Source organism: Paraburkholderia sp. J67 (assembly GCF_905220265.1).
In the GTDB taxonomy this organism is placed as follows: domain Bacteria; phylum Pseudomonadota; class Gammaproteobacteria; order Burkholderiales; family Burkholderiaceae; genus Paraburkholderia.
In genome coordinates this window covers 97,201-113,687 of the sequence record NZ_CAJMZK010000009.1, presented here as the reverse complement: position 1 = coordinate 113,687, position 16,487 = coordinate 97,201, and the positions used below count along the sequence as shown (strand labels likewise).

General features: G+C 62.8%; 13 protein-coding genes. 10 read left to right on the top strand and 3 right to left on the bottom strand.

Annotated features, from left to right (window positions below; translation table 11 throughout):
• Positions 1-23 precede the first annotated feature (23 nt).
• Entirely contained in the window at positions 24-1,493 is a 1,470-nt protein-coding gene (gene betB / locus U5782_RS18595) for a betaine-aldehyde dehydrogenase (RefSeq protein WP_322045330.1), read from the bottom strand.
• A 17-nt stretch (positions 1,494-1,510) separates the two neighbouring features.
• The gene (gene betI, locus U5782_RS18590; protein ID WP_322045329.1) at positions 1,511-2,131 is read right to left on the bottom strand and encodes a transcriptional regulator BetI; all 621 of its coding nucleotides are present in this window, start codon (positions 2,129-2,131) and stop codon (positions 1,511-1,513) included.
• Between the two features lie 272 nt (positions 2,132-2,403).
• Between betI and U5782_RS18585 the strand changes: the two genes are divergently transcribed.
• From U5782_RS18585 to fdhA, 8 genes are all read left to right on the top strand, one after another.
• Positions 2,404-3,546, top strand: a complete 1,143-nt coding sequence (locus U5782_RS18585) for a porin (protein WP_322045328.1) — start codon at positions 2,404-2,406, stop codon at positions 3,544-3,546.
• A gap of 786 nt (positions 3,547-4,332) precedes the next feature.
• Positions 4,333-5,718 (top strand): L-serine ammonia-lyase, encoded by a 1,386-nt coding sequence (locus U5782_RS18580; RefSeq protein WP_322045327.1) that lies wholly within the window; start codon positions 4,333-4,335, stop codon positions 5,716-5,718.
• A gap of 28 nt (positions 5,719-5,746) precedes the next feature.
• A complete protein-coding gene (locus tag U5782_RS18575) occupies positions 5,747-6,991 on the top strand; it encodes a sarcosine oxidase subunit beta family protein (protein WP_103706664.1) in 1,245 nt (414 codons plus the stop codon).
• A gap of 31 nt (positions 6,992-7,022) precedes the next feature.
• Positions 7,023-7,328 (top strand): sarcosine oxidase subunit delta, encoded by a 306-nt coding sequence (locus U5782_RS18570; RefSeq protein WP_322045326.1) that lies wholly within the window; start codon positions 7,023-7,025, stop codon positions 7,326-7,328.
• Positions 7,325-10,333, top strand: coding sequence for a sarcosine oxidase subunit alpha family protein (locus U5782_RS18565; RefSeq protein ID WP_322045325.1), 3,009 nt, complete (start codon positions 7,325-7,327; stop codon positions 10,331-10,333). Before U5782_RS18570 ends, U5782_RS18565 begins: the two co-directional genes overlap by 4 nt.
• Entirely contained in the window at positions 10,323-10,967 is a 645-nt protein-coding gene (locus U5782_RS18560) for a sarcosine oxidase subunit gamma (protein WP_322045324.1), read from the top strand. The genes U5782_RS18565 and U5782_RS18560 overlap by 11 nt, the downstream gene beginning before the upstream one ends.
• Positions 10,964-11,410 carry a dihydroneopterin aldolase gene (locus U5782_RS18555; protein WP_322045323.1) on the top strand — a complete coding sequence of 149 codons (447 nt, stop codon included), beginning with the start codon at positions 10,964-10,966 and terminating at the stop codon, positions 11,408-11,410. The genes U5782_RS18560 and U5782_RS18555 overlap by 4 nt, the downstream gene beginning before the upstream one ends.
• A gap of 37 nt (positions 11,411-11,447) precedes the next feature.
• Positions 11,448-12,644 (top strand): formaldehyde dehydrogenase, glutathione-independent, encoded by a 1,197-nt coding sequence (fdhA, locus tag U5782_RS18550; RefSeq protein ID WP_322045322.1) that lies wholly within the window; start codon positions 11,448-11,450, stop codon positions 12,642-12,644.
• Positions 12,645-12,720: 76 nt separating this feature from the next.
• Here fdhA and U5782_RS18545 read toward each other — a convergent pair whose 3' ends face one another.
• Positions 12,721-13,743, bottom strand: coding sequence for a GlxA family transcriptional regulator (locus U5782_RS18545; RefSeq protein ID WP_322045321.1), 1,023 nt, complete (start codon positions 13,741-13,743; stop codon positions 12,721-12,723).
• A gap of 475 nt (positions 13,744-14,218) precedes the next feature.
• Here U5782_RS18545 and U5782_RS18540 point away from each other — a divergent pair, with 475 nt between their 5' ends.
• Positions 14,219-15,493, top strand: coding sequence for a serine hydroxymethyltransferase (locus U5782_RS18540; RefSeq protein ID WP_322045320.1), 1,275 nt, complete (start codon positions 14,219-14,221; stop codon positions 15,491-15,493).
• A 22-nt stretch (positions 15,494-15,515) separates the two neighbouring features.
• Positions 15,516-16,487, top strand: coding sequence for a dipeptidase (locus U5782_RS18535; RefSeq protein WP_322045319.1), 972 nt, complete (start codon positions 15,516-15,518; stop codon positions 16,485-16,487).

The following is a 16,487-nucleotide window of genomic DNA, read 5'->3' as shown; positions in this document are numbered from 1 at the left end:
TCCCTCTGCGGCGCTCTTTCAACTTAGAAAACAGGCTGATACGGTCCCAGCTCGACCTGAACGGACTTGATGCGCGTGTAGTGCTCGAGCGTGGTCAGACCGTTCTCGCGGCCCACGCCCGATTGCTTGTAGCCGCCCACGGGCATTTCGGCGGGCGACTCGCCCCAGGTGTTGATCCAGCAGATGCCCGCTTCGAGCCGATGAATCACGCGATGCGCGCGCGAAAGGCTTTCCGTGACCACGCCAGCGGCGAGACCATAGAGGGTGTCGTTGGCGCGCTCGATTACTTCGGCTTCCTCATCGAATACGAGAATGCTCATGACCGGGCCGAAAATTTCCTCGCGCACGATTCGCATGTCGTCGCGGCAATCGGTGAACACCGTGGGCTGCACGAACTGGCCGCGTGCAAACGCGCCATCTTCGAGTCGTGCGCCCCCGGCGAGCAGCCGTGCGCCTTCGCGCTTGCCGCTGTCGATGAAACCGAGCACCTTGTCGAGCTGCGCGGCGCTTGCGAGCGGCCCGAAGTTGGTCGCGGGATCGCTCGGCAGGCCGACACGGATACGCGCAACACGTTCGATCACGCGGGCTTCGAACGCGTCGCGCACCGCACGATGCACGAATACGCGCGTGCCGTTGGTGCAGACCTGGCCGGCGCTGAAGAAGTTGGCCGTGACGGCGATATCGGCGGCGCGGTCGAGATCGGCGTCCTCGAACACGATGAGCGGCGACTTGCCGCCCAACTCCATCGTTACTTCCTTGAGCGATGAAGCGCCCGCGGCGGCCATGACCTTCTTGCCCGTTTCGACACCGCCCGTGAACGAAATCTTTTCGATGCCGGGATGCGTGCTGAGCAGGGCGCCCACGCGCGCATCGCCTTGCACGACGTTGAAGACGCCTGGCGGCACGCCCGCTTCGATATAGATCTGGGCGAGGCGGGACGCGGACAGCGGCGTGACTTCGCTCGGCTTGAAGATCATCGCGTTGCCAGCGGCGAGCGCGGGCGCGGACTTCCAGCAGGCGATCTGCAACGGATAGTTCCAGGCGCCGATGCCCGCCGTCACACCCAGCGGCTCGCGCCGCGTATAGACGAACGAGCTTTCGCGCAGCGGAATCTGCTGGCCTTCTAGTGCGGGCGCGAGACCCGCGTAGTACTCGATCACATCTGCGCCGGTGACGATGTCCACGCTGCGCGTTTCGGCGATCGGCTTGCCGGTGTCGCGCATTTCGAGTTCGGCGAGTTCATCGTTGCGCTCGCGCAGCAACTCGACGGCGCGACGCAAAATGCGCGAGCGCTGCATGGCCGTCATGGCGGCCCAGACACGCTGGCCCGCACGCGCGGACGCGACCGCGCGATCGATATCGGCGGCGCTGGCCTGCTGCACGGTGGCGAGCGTTTCGCCCGTGGCCGGATCGCGCGTGTCGAAGGTTTCGCCGCTGGTGGCGTCGGTATAGGCGCCGTCGATGAAGAGGCGTTCGAGGGAGAGGGAAGTCATGCGGGTGTCGCTCCGGATCAGGCGCGCTGGCGCGCACGCGGTTTGGCGGATGAGGCGTGCGTGTCCAGCAAAAGGTCGATGTAGTCGTTGGCAAGGCGCAATGCGGCTTGAGTGTCGAACGGCTCGCCGGTGGTCGCGCCGCGCAGCCACAGACCGTCGATCATGGCGGCGAGACCACTGGCGGCTCGGTGCGAGGCCGCGTGCGGCATGACCTTGCCGAATTCCGCGCAGAGATTCGAATAAAGCCGCCGCGTGTTGACATGCTGTAAGCGCCGCAGCGCAGGCACATGCATGCTTTCGGCCCAGAACGCGAGCCAGGTTTTCATCACGGGACCGCTGACCTGCGAAACGTCGAAATTCGCGGCGACGATCGCACGCAGACGCGCACGCGCCTGCGGCCGGGCCGCCTTCAGACGACGCTGCGCGGCCGCGCCGAGATCGCGCAGCACGTGACGCATGGTGGCTTCGAGCAGCGCATCCTTGCCGCCGAAATAGTGGCTGACGATGCCGGTGGAAATCCGCGCGCGCTGCGCAACGGTGGCGAGCGTCGTGCCGGACAACCCCGCCTGATCGATGGATTCGAGGGTCGCATCGATGAGCTGGGCGCGGCGGATTTCGCGCATTCCTAACTTGGGCATGGTGACTCTTGGGGCATGCGAACAGGGCTTCACTCTAGGTTTTTTTTATTGAACGATCAATCAATAAAAAACCTGGTACGCCCTTTATGACGGATTTGGGCAGATGCGCGACGGATTCGCGATGATCGAGACCACCCATGTCGCATCAAGCCTGGCGCCCGTCGTTTGCGCGCAAGTCGGGGGAGATTTGGACTTATACGTTTTGCAGGACCGTGCGCTGTATGCAGCACGCGGCCCTTCAACCGTAGTGCGAGTCTGGAGAGACCGACACCATGAAAAGAACGAAAACGGCGGCACTGAGCGCCATTGCACTGGCGACGATGTTGATCTCGAGCGCGAGCCATGCACAGAGCAGCGTGACCCTCTACGGCATTATCGACGGTGGTGTGACGTGGGTGAACAACGCTGGCGGCTCGCATCAGGTGAAGTTCGATGATGGCATCTCGTATGCGAACCGGTTTGGCCTCAAGGGTACTGAAGACCTGGGCGGTGGCCTCAAAGCCGTGTTCGAACTGGAGAGCGGTTTTCACCTGGGGAATGGGCAGATCGCCAATGGGGGATCGTTGTTTGGGCGCGCGGCTTATGTGGGGTTGCAGGGCGATTGGGGTACGCTGACCCTCGGCAATCAGATCGACATGACACAGGAGATGGTTTATCTCTACAACATCTCGGCGTGGGCGAGCGGTTATGCCATCAATCAGGGCGACTTCGACCGCATGAACGGGGATCATCTGCCCAATGCCATCAAGTTCATGTCGAACACGTATGGCGGCTTCCAGTTTGGCGGCATGTATTCGTTCAGCAATACGCCTGGGGATTTTCATACTGGCAGTGCCTGGAGCGTGGGCGCGCAGTATCAGAATGGGGCGTTTTCCATGGGGACCGCCTATACCCAGTTGAATAATCCATCGGGGATCTATGCGTTCGATCCTTATGCCATGCTCGGTGTGCACACGTTCTTTGGTCGGCCTACCGTGAGTGTGGACTCCTCTACGGGTGCTGTTACCGATCTCTATTCAAGCGAGTCTTTTCCTGTCGATAAGCAGGGGACTTTCGGCGTTGGCGCGAGCTATGTGATTAATACGGTTACGCTTTCTGGTGATTTCACTTATACGCAAATCAAGGCGTTTGGGGAGAGCGAACATATGCTCGTCGCCGAAGGCGGTGTTAACTGGCAAGTCACGCCTGCGTTTAGTGCGATTGGCGGCTACCAGTACACCCATTTCGATGGGCATCACTGGAATCAGCTTTCCGCTGGGCTTCACTATCTGCTTTCCAAGAATACCGATGTTTATATCTCCGGGGATTGGCTCAAGGCTTCGCAAGGTGTCGATGCTGTGATTGGTTATAGCTTCACGCCTTCTTCTACGACTACCCAAGCCGATGTGCGGATCGGGATGCGGCATTCGTTCTGATTTTCTTTTGTTGTTTTTTTGTTGGCATTTTCTTGTTTTCTCGTCGGTCTGCCAGCGTTGCCCCTGTGCGGGGCGGCACCTACTTTTCTTTGCCGCGGCAAAGAAAAGTAGGCAAAAGAAAGCCGCTCAAACCGCTAGTGTGACGAAGTCGGCAAACCGCCTTTTAGGGGGAAAGGTATAGGAGCATCCGTCACATCGCACCACTAAACAAAGTGACAAAGCCATCATACCTCAGGGGGCGCTACGCGCCCCGTGGGGCATAACCGGCAAACCGCAGGTTTGCCAGAACTCACGGGTAAGCCCTGAGTACCGTTGTTTTCCCTCGCAGACCCGACCGCTGTGCGCGTAGCGCGCAGCGGGATGAATGAGTCCTTTGTCACTCCGCTTTGTGGTGCGAGGTGGCAGACGCCCCTATACCTTTCCCCCTGTACGGCGGTTTGCCGACTTCGTCACACTGGCGGTGTGAGCGGCTTTCTTTTGCCCACTTTTCTTTGCCGCGGCAAAGAAAAGTGGGTGCCGCCCCGCACAGGGGCAACCCTGGCATACCGACACCAAAACAAGGAAATGCCAACAAATCAAGCCCCGCCAAAAAAAACAAACCCCCAACCCCCGACTATAAGAAAACCGCCAAAAACCATCGCCAACCCGCACAGAAAAAGCGCCGCGAGGCGCCCATGACGCCACTATCCCGCGACGATGCCGCTTTTGTTCTATCAGCCGAAGGCCCAATTTTGATCTACTGCTGACATCGCCGCACCAAAGCGGCCCCCTTCAAAAGGAAGCCAGATGAACGTCAGCGTCTTCGACCTGTTCAAGATCGGCATTGGACCGTCGAGCTCGCACACGGTTGGCCCGATGATTGCCGCTTGCCGCTTCGCATCGCATATCGAGGACGCCAATCTGCTCGGCTTCGTGCGCCGGGTGAAGGTGGAGCTGTACGGTTCGCTCGGTGCCACCGGAAAAGGCCACGGCACAGACAAGGCGGTGCTGCTCGGCCTGGAAGGCCACCTGCCGCACGCGATCGACCCCGACAGCATCGAACCACGCCTCGCCGCAATCCGCAGCGAGCGCACACTCGTGCTACTCGGCAAGCAGCAAGTCCGCTTCGACGAGCGTGAATGCATCGCCTTCTATCGCAAGACGATGGGCGGCGCAAACACGCTGCACTCGAACGGCATGCGCTTCCAGGCCTTCGACGAGCAGGGCCAGTTGCTGGTGGAGAAGGAGTATTACTCGGTGGGCGGCGGCTTCGTCGTGAACCGCGAGGGCGATCGTGTCAACGGCGTGCGCGGCGCGCAAGAAGTGCCCTGGCCGTTCCGCACCGGCGACGACTTGCTGCGCGTCTGCCGCGAAAGCGGTCTCTCGATCGCAGAAGTGGTATTCGCCAACGAATGCGCCTCGCGCTCGCCGGAATCGGTTCGTGAAGGGCTGATGGCGATCTGGCACGCCATGGCCGCCTGCGTCGAGCGCGGTTGCCGCATGCACGGCCAATTGCCCGGCCCCATGCAGGTGCGCCGTCGCGCCGCCGATCTCTGCGCAAATCTGCGCGCCCGCTCGGAAGAGTCGCTGCGCGATCCGCTCTCGATGCTCGACTGGGTCAATCTCTACGCAATGGCCGTGAATGAGGAGAACGCCGCGGGCGGGCGTGTCGTTACGGCGCCTACCAACGGTGCCGCAGGCGTGATTCCCGCGGTGCTTCATTACTACGTGAAATTCACGCCAGGCGCGAACGACAAGGGCATCGTCGACTTTCTGCTCACGGCCGCCGCCATCGGCATCATCTATAAGGAAACCGCCTCGATTTCCGGTGCCGAGGTGGGCTGCCAGGGCGAGGTGGGCGTGGCCTGCTCGATGGCCGCCGCCGCGCTCGCCGCCGTGATGGGCGGCACGCCCCTGCAAGTCGAAAACGCCGCCGAGATCGGCATGGAACACAACCTCGGCATGACCTGCGATCCGGTGGGCGGCCTCGTGCAGATTCCCTGCATCGAGCGCAATGCGATGGGTGCAATCAAGGCGCTCAACGCTTCGCGCATGGCGCTCAAGGGCAACGGCGAACACTACGTCACACTCGACAACGTCATCAAGACCATGCGCGAGACCGGCGCGGATATGAAAACCAAATACAAGGAAACGTCACGCGGCGGTCTGGCCGTGAACGTCATCGAATGCTAATGGAAACGCGCAACGAAGGAACCGTGAAATGAGCCGCTATTCGATATTCAGTCTGTTCCGCAACGGGTTGTCGTATCACGAGAACTGGGAGCGGCAATGGAAGAGCCCGGAGCCGAAGAAGGAATACGACGTGGTGATCGTCGGCGGCGGCGGGCATGGTCTGGCCACGGCCTATTACCTCGCGAAAGAACACGGCGTGAAGAATATCGCCATTCTGGAGAAGGGCTGGATTGGCGGCGGCAACACGGCGCGTAACACCACCATCGTGCGCTCGAACTATCTCTGGGACGAATCGGCCGCGCTCTACGAGAAGGCCATGAAGCTCTGGGAAGGGCTCTCGCAGGACCTCAACTACAACGTGATGTTCAGCCAGCGCGGCGTGCTGAATCTCGCCCACACGCTCCAGGATGTGCGCGACACCGAACGGCGCGTGAACGCGAACCGCCTGAACGGCGTCGATGCCGAATTCCTCACGCCCGCACAGATCAAGGAAATCGAGCCGACGATCAACCTCAACAGCCGTTACCCCGTGCTGGGCGCATCGATCCAGCGCCGTGCCGGCGTGGCGCGCCACGATGCCGTCGCTTGGGGCTTCGCACGCGGCGCGGACCGCCTGGGTGTGGACATCATTCAGAACTGCCAGGTGACGGGCATTCGTCGCGACGGCGCGCGCGTCACGGGCGTGGATACGGTGAAGGGCTTCATCAAGGCGAAGAAGGTCGCCGTGGTGGCCGCAGGCAACACGTCCACGCTCGCGGATATGGCGGGTGTACGTCTGCCGCTCGAAAGCCATCCGCTTCAGGCGCTGGTGTCCGAGCCGATCAAGCCGGTGGTCAACACGGTCATCATGTCGAACGCCGTGCACGCGTACATCAGCCAGTCCGACAAGGGCGATCTGGTGATCGGCGCGGGCGTGGACCAGTACACGGGTTTTGGCCAGCGCGGCAGCTTCAACATCATCGAAGGCACCTTGCAGGCGATCGTCGAGATGTTCCCGGTGTTCTCGCGTGTGCGCATGAACCGGCAGTGGGGCGGTATCGTCGATGTCTCGCCCGACGCCTGCCCGATCATCAGCAAGACCGACGTGAAGGGGCTGTATTTCAACTGCGGCTGGGGCACGGGCGGCTTCAAGGCCACGCCGGGATCGGGCTGGACGTTTGCCCACACTATCGCGAACGACGAGCCGCACCCGCTGAATGCGCCGTTCTCGCTCGACCGCTTCTATACGGGCCATCTGATCGACGAACACGGCGCAGCCGCTGTTGCGCACTGAATCCCACACGGACCTGCAAGGAGAACACATCATGTTGTTGATCGAATGTCCGTGGTGCGGCCCGCGTGCCGAAGCGGAATTTAGCTGTGGCGGCGAGGCGGAAATCGCCCGCCCGCTGGAGACCGAAAAACTCTCGGACAAGGAATGGGGCGACTACCTGTTCATGCGCCATAACCCGCGCGGCGTGCACAAGGAGCAATGGCTGCACACGCAGGGCTGCCGCCGCTGGTTCATGGTCACGCGCGACACCGTGAGCTACGAGATTCACGGCTATGAGACTTTCCGCACGGGCGCTACGGGCGCAAACGAAAAGACCACACAAGGGGGCAAGGCATGAGCCAGAAAAATCGTCTGGGCGCAGGCGGGCGCATCAACCGCGCGATTCCCTTGACCTTTACGTTCAACGGGCGCACGTATCAGGGCTATCAGGGCGACACGCTGGCTTCGGCGCTGCTCGCCAACGACGTGCATTTCGTCGCGCGCAGCTTCAAGTACCACCGTCCGCGCGGCATCGTCACGGCGGATGTGGCCGAACCGAACGCGGTCGTGCAACTGGAGCGCGGCGCACATACGGTGCCGAATGCACGCGCGACCGAAATCGAGCTGTATCAAGGCCTCGTGGCAACGAGCGTGAACGCCGTGCCGAACCTGGAAAACGACCGCATGGCCGTGAACCAGAAGTTCTCGCGCTTCATGCCTGCGGGCTTCTACTACAAGACCTTCATGTGGCCGCGCAAGTTCTGGCCGAAGTATGAAGAAAAGATCCGCGAGGCAGCGGGTCTGGGCAAGGCGCCCGAAGCGCTCGACGCCGACCGCTACGACAAGACCTTCGCGCATTGCGACGTGCTGGTGGTGGGCGGTGGCCCGGTCGGTCTGCTCGCAGCATTGACCGCAGGGCGCAGCGGCGCGCGCGTGATCCTCGTCGACGACCAGCGCGAACTCGGCGGCAGCCTGCTCTCGGGCAAGACCGAGATTGAAGGCCGCCCCGCGATTCACTGGGTCGAAAAGATCGAAGCCGAACTCGCGAAATTGCCCGACGTACAGATTCTTTCGCGCAGCACGGCGTTTGGTTATCAGGACCACAACCTCGTGACCGTGACGCAGCGCCTGACCGATCATCTGCCGGTCTCCACGCGTCAGGGCACGCGCGAGTTGCTCTGGAAGATCCGCACGAAGCGCGTGATTCTCGCAACGGGCGCGCACGAGCGGCCCATCGTCTTCGGCAACAACGATCTGCCGGGGATCATGCTGGCCTCGGCGGTGTCGAGCTATATCCATCGCTACGGCGTGCTGCCGGGCCGCAACGCCGTGGTGTTCGCGAACAACGACGCGGGCTATCGTTGCGCGCTGGATCTGAAGGCTTGCGGCGCGGCCGTCACGGTCGTCGATCCGCGTGGCCAGGGCACGAGCGAGTGGCAGTCCGCCGCGCGCCGTCAGGGCGTGAAGATCATGAACAACGCCGCAATCATGAGCGCACGCGGCAAGCTGCGTGTGAATTCGGTCGAAGTCGTCGCCTGGAACAAAGGCCAGACCGGCGCGAAGCAGGCCGATCTGCCCTGCGATCTGGTGGCGATGTCGGGCGGCTTCAATCCGGTGCTGCACCTGTTCGCACAGTCCGGTGGCAAGGCTGCATGGAGCGAGGCGAAGTCGTGCTTCATTCCGGGCAAGCGCGTGCAGCCCGAAGTGAGCGCGGGCGCGGCAGTGGGCGAGTTCAGCCTCGCGCGAGGCCTCACGCAGGCTGTGGACGCAGGCGTCGATGCCGCGCAGTCGCTGGGTTTTGCGGTGACGCGTCCGGCCGTGCCGAAGGTCGTCGACCACGCTGAAGCGCCGCTGCAACCGCTCTGGCTGGTGGGCAGCCACGCGGCGGCGGCGCGCGGGCCGAAGCAGTTCGTCGACTTCCAGAACGATGTGGCGGCGGCGGACATTCTGCTGGCCGCACGCGAAGGGTTCGAATCGATCGAGCACGTCAAGCGCTACACGGCGATGGGCTTCGGCACCGACCAGGGCAAGCTCGGCAACATCAACGGCATGGCGATCCTGGCCAACGCGCTCGGCAAGTCGATTCCCGAAACGGGCACCACGACGTTCCGCCCGAACTACACGCCGGTCACGTTCGGCACCTTCGCGGGCCGTGAGCTGGGCGACTGGCTCGACCCGATCCGCAAGACCTGCGTGCATGAATGGCATGTGGAGCATGGCGCGCTGTTCGAGGACGTGGGCAACTGGAAGCGTCCGTGGTACTTCCCGAAGAAGGGCGAGGATCTGCACGCGGCGGTCAAGCGCGAATGCCTGGCGGTGCGCAATAGCGTGGGCATTCTCGATGCCTCGACGCTTGGCAAAATCGACATCCAGGGTCCCGACGCCGCGAAGCTGCTCAACTGGGTCTATACGAACCCGTGGAGCAAGCTCGAAGTAGGCAAGTGCCGCTACGGCCTGATGCTCGACGAAAACGGCATGGTGTTCGACGACGGCGTGACGGTGCGCCTTGCCCCCGAGCACTACATGATGACGACCACGACCGGTGGCGCTGCGCGCGTGCTCACGTGGCTCGAACGCTGGTTGCAGACCGAGTGGCCGGACATGAAGGTGCGTCTCGCCTCCGTGACCGACCATTGGGCGACGTTTGCCGTGGTCGGCCCGAAGAGCCGCAAGGTGCTTCAAAAGGTGTGCGCCGACATCGACTTCGCCAATGCGGCGTTCCCGTTCATGTCGTATCGCAACGGCACGGTGGCGGGCGCGAAGGCGCGCGTGATGCGCATCAGCTTCTCGGGCGAACTGGCCTATGAAGTGAACGTGCCGGCCAATGCGGGCCGCGCCGTGTGGGAAGCGATCATGGCGGCGGGCGCGGAATTCGACATCACGCCCTACGGCACGGAAACGATGCACGTGCTGCGCGCGGAGAAGGGCTACATCATCGTCGGTCAGGACACCGATGGATCGGTCACGCCGTTCGATCTGGGCATGGGCGGGCTGGTTTCGCAGACCAAGGACTTTCTGGGCAAGCGCTCGCTCTCGCGCTCGGATACGGCGAAGGAAGGGCGCAAGCAGTTCGTGGGCTTGCTGACCGAGGACGCGCAATACGTCCTGCCCGAAGGCGGCCAGATCGTGGCCCCCGAGACGCGCACCGGCGCGGACGGCACGACGGCGATGATCGGCCACGTGACGTCGAGTTATTACAGCCCGATCCTCAAGCGCTCGATTGCGCTCGCGGTGGTGAAGGGTGGTTTGGGCAAGATGGGCGAAAAGGTGGTGGTGCCGATGGCCGATGGCCGTCGCGTGACGGCCACGATCGCCAGCCCGATTTTCTATGACACGGAAGGGGTGCGTCAGCATGTGGAATGAAACGAGAGAACCGATGCCCCTCGCTGAGCGCGTGGCCACTGTGAAACTGGAGTCGCCGTTCGTTGGCTCGGCGGACGTGATGAAGCCGCACACCGCGCGCACGTCGAAGGCGTTTGCGATGCGCGAGTTGCCGTTTCGCGATCTGGTCAACGTGCGCGGGGAACCGGGCAATGCGGGCTTCGCCAGCGCGTTCGCGCAGGCCGTGGGTTGCGGCCTGCCCTTGAAGCCGAACACGCGCTCGCAAGGTGCGGACTACGACGTGCTCTGGCTCGGCCCGGACGAATGGCTCGTGCGTTCGGCTGGCCCGGTCGAAGCCGGCGTGCTCGAAGCGAAGCTCACGGGTGCATTGAGCGGCAATAGTGACGCGTGGGCGTCGGCGGTCGATGTCGGCAGCGGCTTTACGGTGGTCGAGTTGACCGGTACGCGCGTGCGTGAAGTGCTCGCGCGCGGCTGCCCGCTGGATCTGCATCCGCGCCTCTTCAACGAAGGCCAGTGCGCCCAGAGCTTCTTTTTCAAGGCCTCGATCGTGCTGATCCCGACCGGCGCGGATCGCTATGAAGTGGTCGTGCGGCGCAGCTTCGCCGATTACTTCTGCCGCATCCTGCTCGACGCCGCCGCGCCGCTGATGTCATGAAGATCGTCGACGAAGGCATCGTCCAGGCCTATGCGCCGCGAGACGCATGGGCCGGCCGGGGCCGCGGCTGGAGCGTGTTCGTCGAAGCGTTGAGCGTGCCGGTGCGCGTGGGTATCCATGCGCACGAGCATGGCGCACCGCAGCCCGTCGTGATCGACGCACAACTGGGCTACCGTTGCGCGCCCAACGAAAGCGGCGAGTGGATCGATTACGACGGCTACTGCACGCGCGTCGCCGACTGGCTCGCACACAAGCCGCATACGCGGCTGCTCGAAACGCTGGTCGCCGATCTCGCGGCGCTGTCGTTCCGCGAGTGGCCCGCGCTCGAAACGCTCACGCTCGCCGTGCACAAACCCAAGATCCGCCCCGGCACGCGCCGCGTGGGCGTGGCGCTCGACTGGACGCGCGCCGACTACCTCGCATGGAGCAGTGACATGAAGTAGCAGCAAGACATAACCCATCACAAAGGAGACAGCAGCGATGAGCAACAATCGAGGCGTGGTGTATCTCGGAGCGGGCAAGGTCGAAGTACAGAATATCGACTACCCGAAGATGGTCGATCCTTCGGGACGCGCGATCGGTCACGGTGTGATTCTCAAGGTTGTCAGCACCAATATTTGCGGCTCGGACCAGCACATGGTGCGCGGCCGCACGACGGCGCCGGTCGGTCTGGTGCTCGGCCACGAGATTACGGGCGAAGTGGTCGAAGTGGGCCGTGACGTCGAAACGCTCAGGATCGGCGATCTCGTGTCCGTGCCGTTCAATGTGGCATGCGGGCGCTGCGCGATGTGCCGCGAGCAGAACACGGGCGTGTGCCTCAACGTCAATCCCTCGCGCGCGGGCGGCGCGTATGGCTATGTGGACATGGGCGGCTGGATCGGCGGACAGGCCGAGTACGTGCTCGTGCCTTACGCCGATTTCAACCTGCTCAAATTCCCCGATCGCGATCAGGCCATGTCGAAGATCCGCGATCTCACCTGCTTATCGGACATCCTGCCGACGGGCTATCACGGTGCCGTCACAGCAGGCGTGAAGCCTGGTTCGACCGTCTATATCGCGGGGGCGGGGCCGGTCGGCATGGCGGCGGCTGCTTCGGCGCGCCTGCTTGGGGCGGCTTGCACGATCGTCGGCGACATCAACGCCGAACGCCTCGCGCATGCGAAGGCGATGGGCTTCGAAGTGGTCGATCTCTCGAAGGATGCGTCGCTCGGCGAGCAGATCGAGCAGATTCTCGGCAAGCCCGAGATCGATTGCGCGGTCGATTGCGTCGGTTTCGAGGCGCATGGTCATGGCGCGTCGGGCCACGCGGAAGAAGCGCCCGCGACGGTGCTCAACTCGCTGATGGAGATCACGCGGCCCGCGGGCATGATCGGCATTCCCGGCCTCTACGTGACCGACGATCCGGGCGCGACCGACGTAGCCGCGAAGCACGGTAGCCTGAGCATCCGCTTTGGCCTGGGCTGGGCGAAGTCGCACACCTTCCACACCGGGCAGACGCCCGTGCTCAAGTACAACCGTAATCTCATGCAGGCGATTCTGTTCGACCGCTTGCCGATCGCGAAGATCGTCAATGTGACGGTGATTTCGCTGGAAGAAGCGCCCGAAGGCTACAAGAAGTTCGATGGTGGCGCGCCGCGTAAATTCGTTATCGACCCGCATCGGATGCTGGCGGCGTAACGTTATTCACGTGCAATAAAAAGGCAGCCCGTGGTTGGGGCTGCCTGTTTGCGTTGCTGCCTGCCGATGTGCGCTTTCAGGCGTGAACCGGTAACGCAGGCAGATGCCGCAGCGGCGCATCCACGCCGGCCATTGGCGCGACACGCTTGCGGCGCTCGCCCGTGGGCGCGATGGCGAACGCGTCGCGATAGCTCTTGCTGAAATGACAGGCCGACTGAAAACCGCAGGCCATCGTGATCTGCATGATCGACATATCGGTTTGCAGCAGCAGCTCGCGCGCACGGCGCAGGCGCAGTGTGAGGTAGTAGTGCGTCGGCGTCATGCCGAGGTGTTCGTGAAAGAGCCGTTGCAACTGGCGTTGCGACATATTCGCGAGACGTGCCAGTTCCTCGCGCGAAAGCGGCTCTTCGATATTGCTCTCCATCAGCGAGATCACTTCGAACAGCGACTTGTTGGCCGACCCGAGCCGCGCGACGAGCGGCATGCGCTGCTGCGCGCTGGTGTCGCGAATATGCTCGACCACGAACTGCTCGGCGATCTGCGTGACGCGCGCCGTGCCCACGCGCGGCGTGATGAGGTGCAGCATCATGTCGAGCGGCGCCACGCCGCCCGTGCAGGTCACGCGATCGCGGTCGATCACGAACAGTTCTTTGAGAAAGCGCGTGGCGGGAAATTCTTCCTTAAGCGCCGACATATTCTCCCAATGGATCGCGCAGGCATAGCCCGCGAGCAGGCCCGACTTCGCGAGCGCATAGGTGCCGGTGCAGAGGCTACCCAGCGCCACGCCCATGCGCGCGAAGCGGCGCAGCGTATTCAGATAGGCGGGCGTGGTGACGTGCTGCACGTCGACGCCGCCGCACACGAACACGATATCGGGCTGCCCGGCGCATTCGGCCGGCCCCGTGTCGAAGCCGATACCACTGCTCGACGTCACGGTGCCGCCTTCGGGACTGATGATCGACCAGCGATAGAGCGGCTGCCCGCTCAGATAATTCGCCATCCGAAGCACTTCGATCGCGTTGGTGAAGGCGATCATCGTGAAGTTCGGCAGCGGCATGAACGCGAAATGCGCTAGCGACGCGGTGCGCTCGGGAGACATGGGGAACCATTCCTTTTATTCGATGGCGGCGCTCGGGGCGCGACCAGGCTACGGCATTCTGGAGGCGGCCCCCGGGGTCTGCCATGCGGCAAAACCCTATAAGCCACCGTCCTTACAACGAGCTTCAGGTCTTTCCCCTGAGGAAACGACTGTGCTATTCGGCACGCATCAAACACGTGGGATCGCGCTTGAATGGGCAGCTCTACACATCGGGGAATGGCCGTTCCGAGTGTACGAGAAATTTATTCGGATCAGAAAGAATTTGGAGGCGCTGCGAAAGGGGGGAGGTTGCGCCAGGTAGCACCTGGCGGGACTTGTGAAAAACGGACGCCGATGGCGGAAAAGGAAAAGAACGCGTCTGAATTCGGATATCGATCAAAAAGCCGAGCGACAAGAATAGAGCCGTTGGAAGCCACGCAAGCGCCGCGTTGCGCGGCGTGGCCAGCCACCCCCAATCTCTCGTCATGGACGCCCTATGTCGAACTCGCAAGCCTTCTTTTCGCAACCGCTCGCCCAGCGCGACTCTGCGGTGCGCAGCAGCCTTCTGAAAGAACTGGAACGCCAGCAATCGCAGGTGGAAATGATCGCCTCGGAAAACATCGTGTCGCGTGCGGTGCTGGAAGCGCAAGGCTCGGTGCTCACCAACAAGTATGCCGAAGGCTATCCCGGCAAGCGCTATTACGGCGGCTGCGAATTCGCCGATGAAATCGAATCGCTCGCCATTGACCGCCTCAAGCAGCTTTTTGGTGCAGGCTTTGCCAACGTGCAGCCCCATTCCGGCGCACAGGCCAACGGCGCCGTAATGCTGGCGCTCGCCAAGCCGGGCGACACGGTGCTCGGCATGTCGCTGGATGCGGGCGGCCACCTCACGCACGGTGCGAAGCCGGCGCTTTCGGGCAAGTGGTTCAACGCGGTGCAGTACGGCGTGAATCGCGACACGATGCGTATCGACTACGACCAGGTCGAGGAACTCGCGCAGCAGCACAAGCCGAGTCTCTTGATCGCGGGCTTTTCCGCTTATCCGCGCGAACTGGACTTTGCGCGCTTCCGTGCCATCGCCGATAGCGTGGGCGCGAAACTGATGGTGGACATGGCGCATATCGCGGGCATCATCGCGGCGGGCCGCCATGCGAATCCGGTCGAGCACGCCCATGTGGTGACGTCGACCACGCACAAGACGCTGCGCGGCCCGCGCGGCGGCGTGGTGCTGAGCAACGACGAGGAGATCGCGAAGAAGATCAACTCGGCCGTGTTCCCCGGGCTGCAAGGCGGCCCGCTCATGCACGTGATCGCGGGCAAGGCGGTGGCCTTTGGCGAAGCGCTCGACGCGGGCTTCAAGACCTATATCGACAACGTGCTGGCCAATGCGCAGGCGCTAGGCGAAGTGCTCAAGGCGGGCGGCGTCGATCTGGTCACGGGGGGCACCGACAACCATCTGCTGCTGGTCGATCTGCGCCCCAAGGGTCTCAAGGGCAACCAGGTCGAACAGGCGCTGGAGCGCGCCGGCATCACCTGCAACAAGAACGGCATTCCCTTCGACGCGGAAAAGCCCACGATCACGTCCGGCATTCGACTGGGCACGCCCGCGGGCACCACGCGCGGCTTTGGCGTGGCGGAGTTCCGCCAGATCGGCACGCTGATTCTCGAAGTATTCGACGCGCTGCGCGCGCATCCCGAAGGCGACGCCGCCACCGAACAACGCGTGCGCCGCGAGATCTTCGCGCTCTGCGAGCGCTTCCCCATCTACTGAGACCCCACGGAGCTTAACCACGATGAGCACCCTGCACGACAACAGCATCATCATCGACGGCCTGAACATTTCGAAGTTCGAACGCTCCGTGTTCGAGGACATGCGCAAGGGCGGCGTCACCGCCGTCAATTGTACGGTCTCGGTCTGGGAAGACTTTCAGAAGACGGTCGACAACATCGCGGAGATGAAGCAGCAGATCCGCGAATACAGCGAAATCCTCACGCTCGTGCGCACCACCGACGACATCGTGCGCGCGAAGAAAGAGAACAAGACCGGCATCATCTTCGGCTTCCAGAACTCGTACGCGTTCGAGGATAACCTCGGCTATATCGAGGTGTTCAAGGAACTGGGCGTGAACGTGGTGCAGCTTTGCTACAACACGCAGAATCTCGTGGGCACGGGCTGCTATGAAGCGGACGGCGGCCTCTCCGGTTACGGGCGCGAAGTGATCCAGGAGATGAACCGCGTGGGCATCATGGTCGATCTCTCGCATGTGGGCGGCAAGACCTCGTCGGATGCGATCGCCGTGTCGAAGAAGCCGGTCACGTATTCGCATTGCTGCCCCTCGGGTCTCAAGGAGCATCCGCGCAACAAGAGCGACGAGCAGCTCAAGGAGATCGCCGACGCCAACGGTTTCGTCGGCGTGACGATGTTCGCGCCGTTCCTCAAGCGCGGCGCGGACGCCACGGTCGAGGACTATCTGGAAGCGATCGAATACGTGGTCGATCTGATTGGCGAAGACCGCGTGGGGATCGGTACGGACTTCACGCAGGGCTACACGACGGAGTTCTTCGACTGGATCACGCACGACAAGGGTCGTTATCGCCGTCTGACGAACTTCGGCAAGGTCGTGAACCCGGAAGGCATCCGCACCATCGGCGAGTTTCCGAACCTGACCGCCGCGATGGAGCGCGCGGGCTGGAGCGAGTCGCGCATCAAGAAGGTAATGGGCGAGAACTGGCTGCGCGTGTTCGGCGAAGTCTGGAACGTCTGA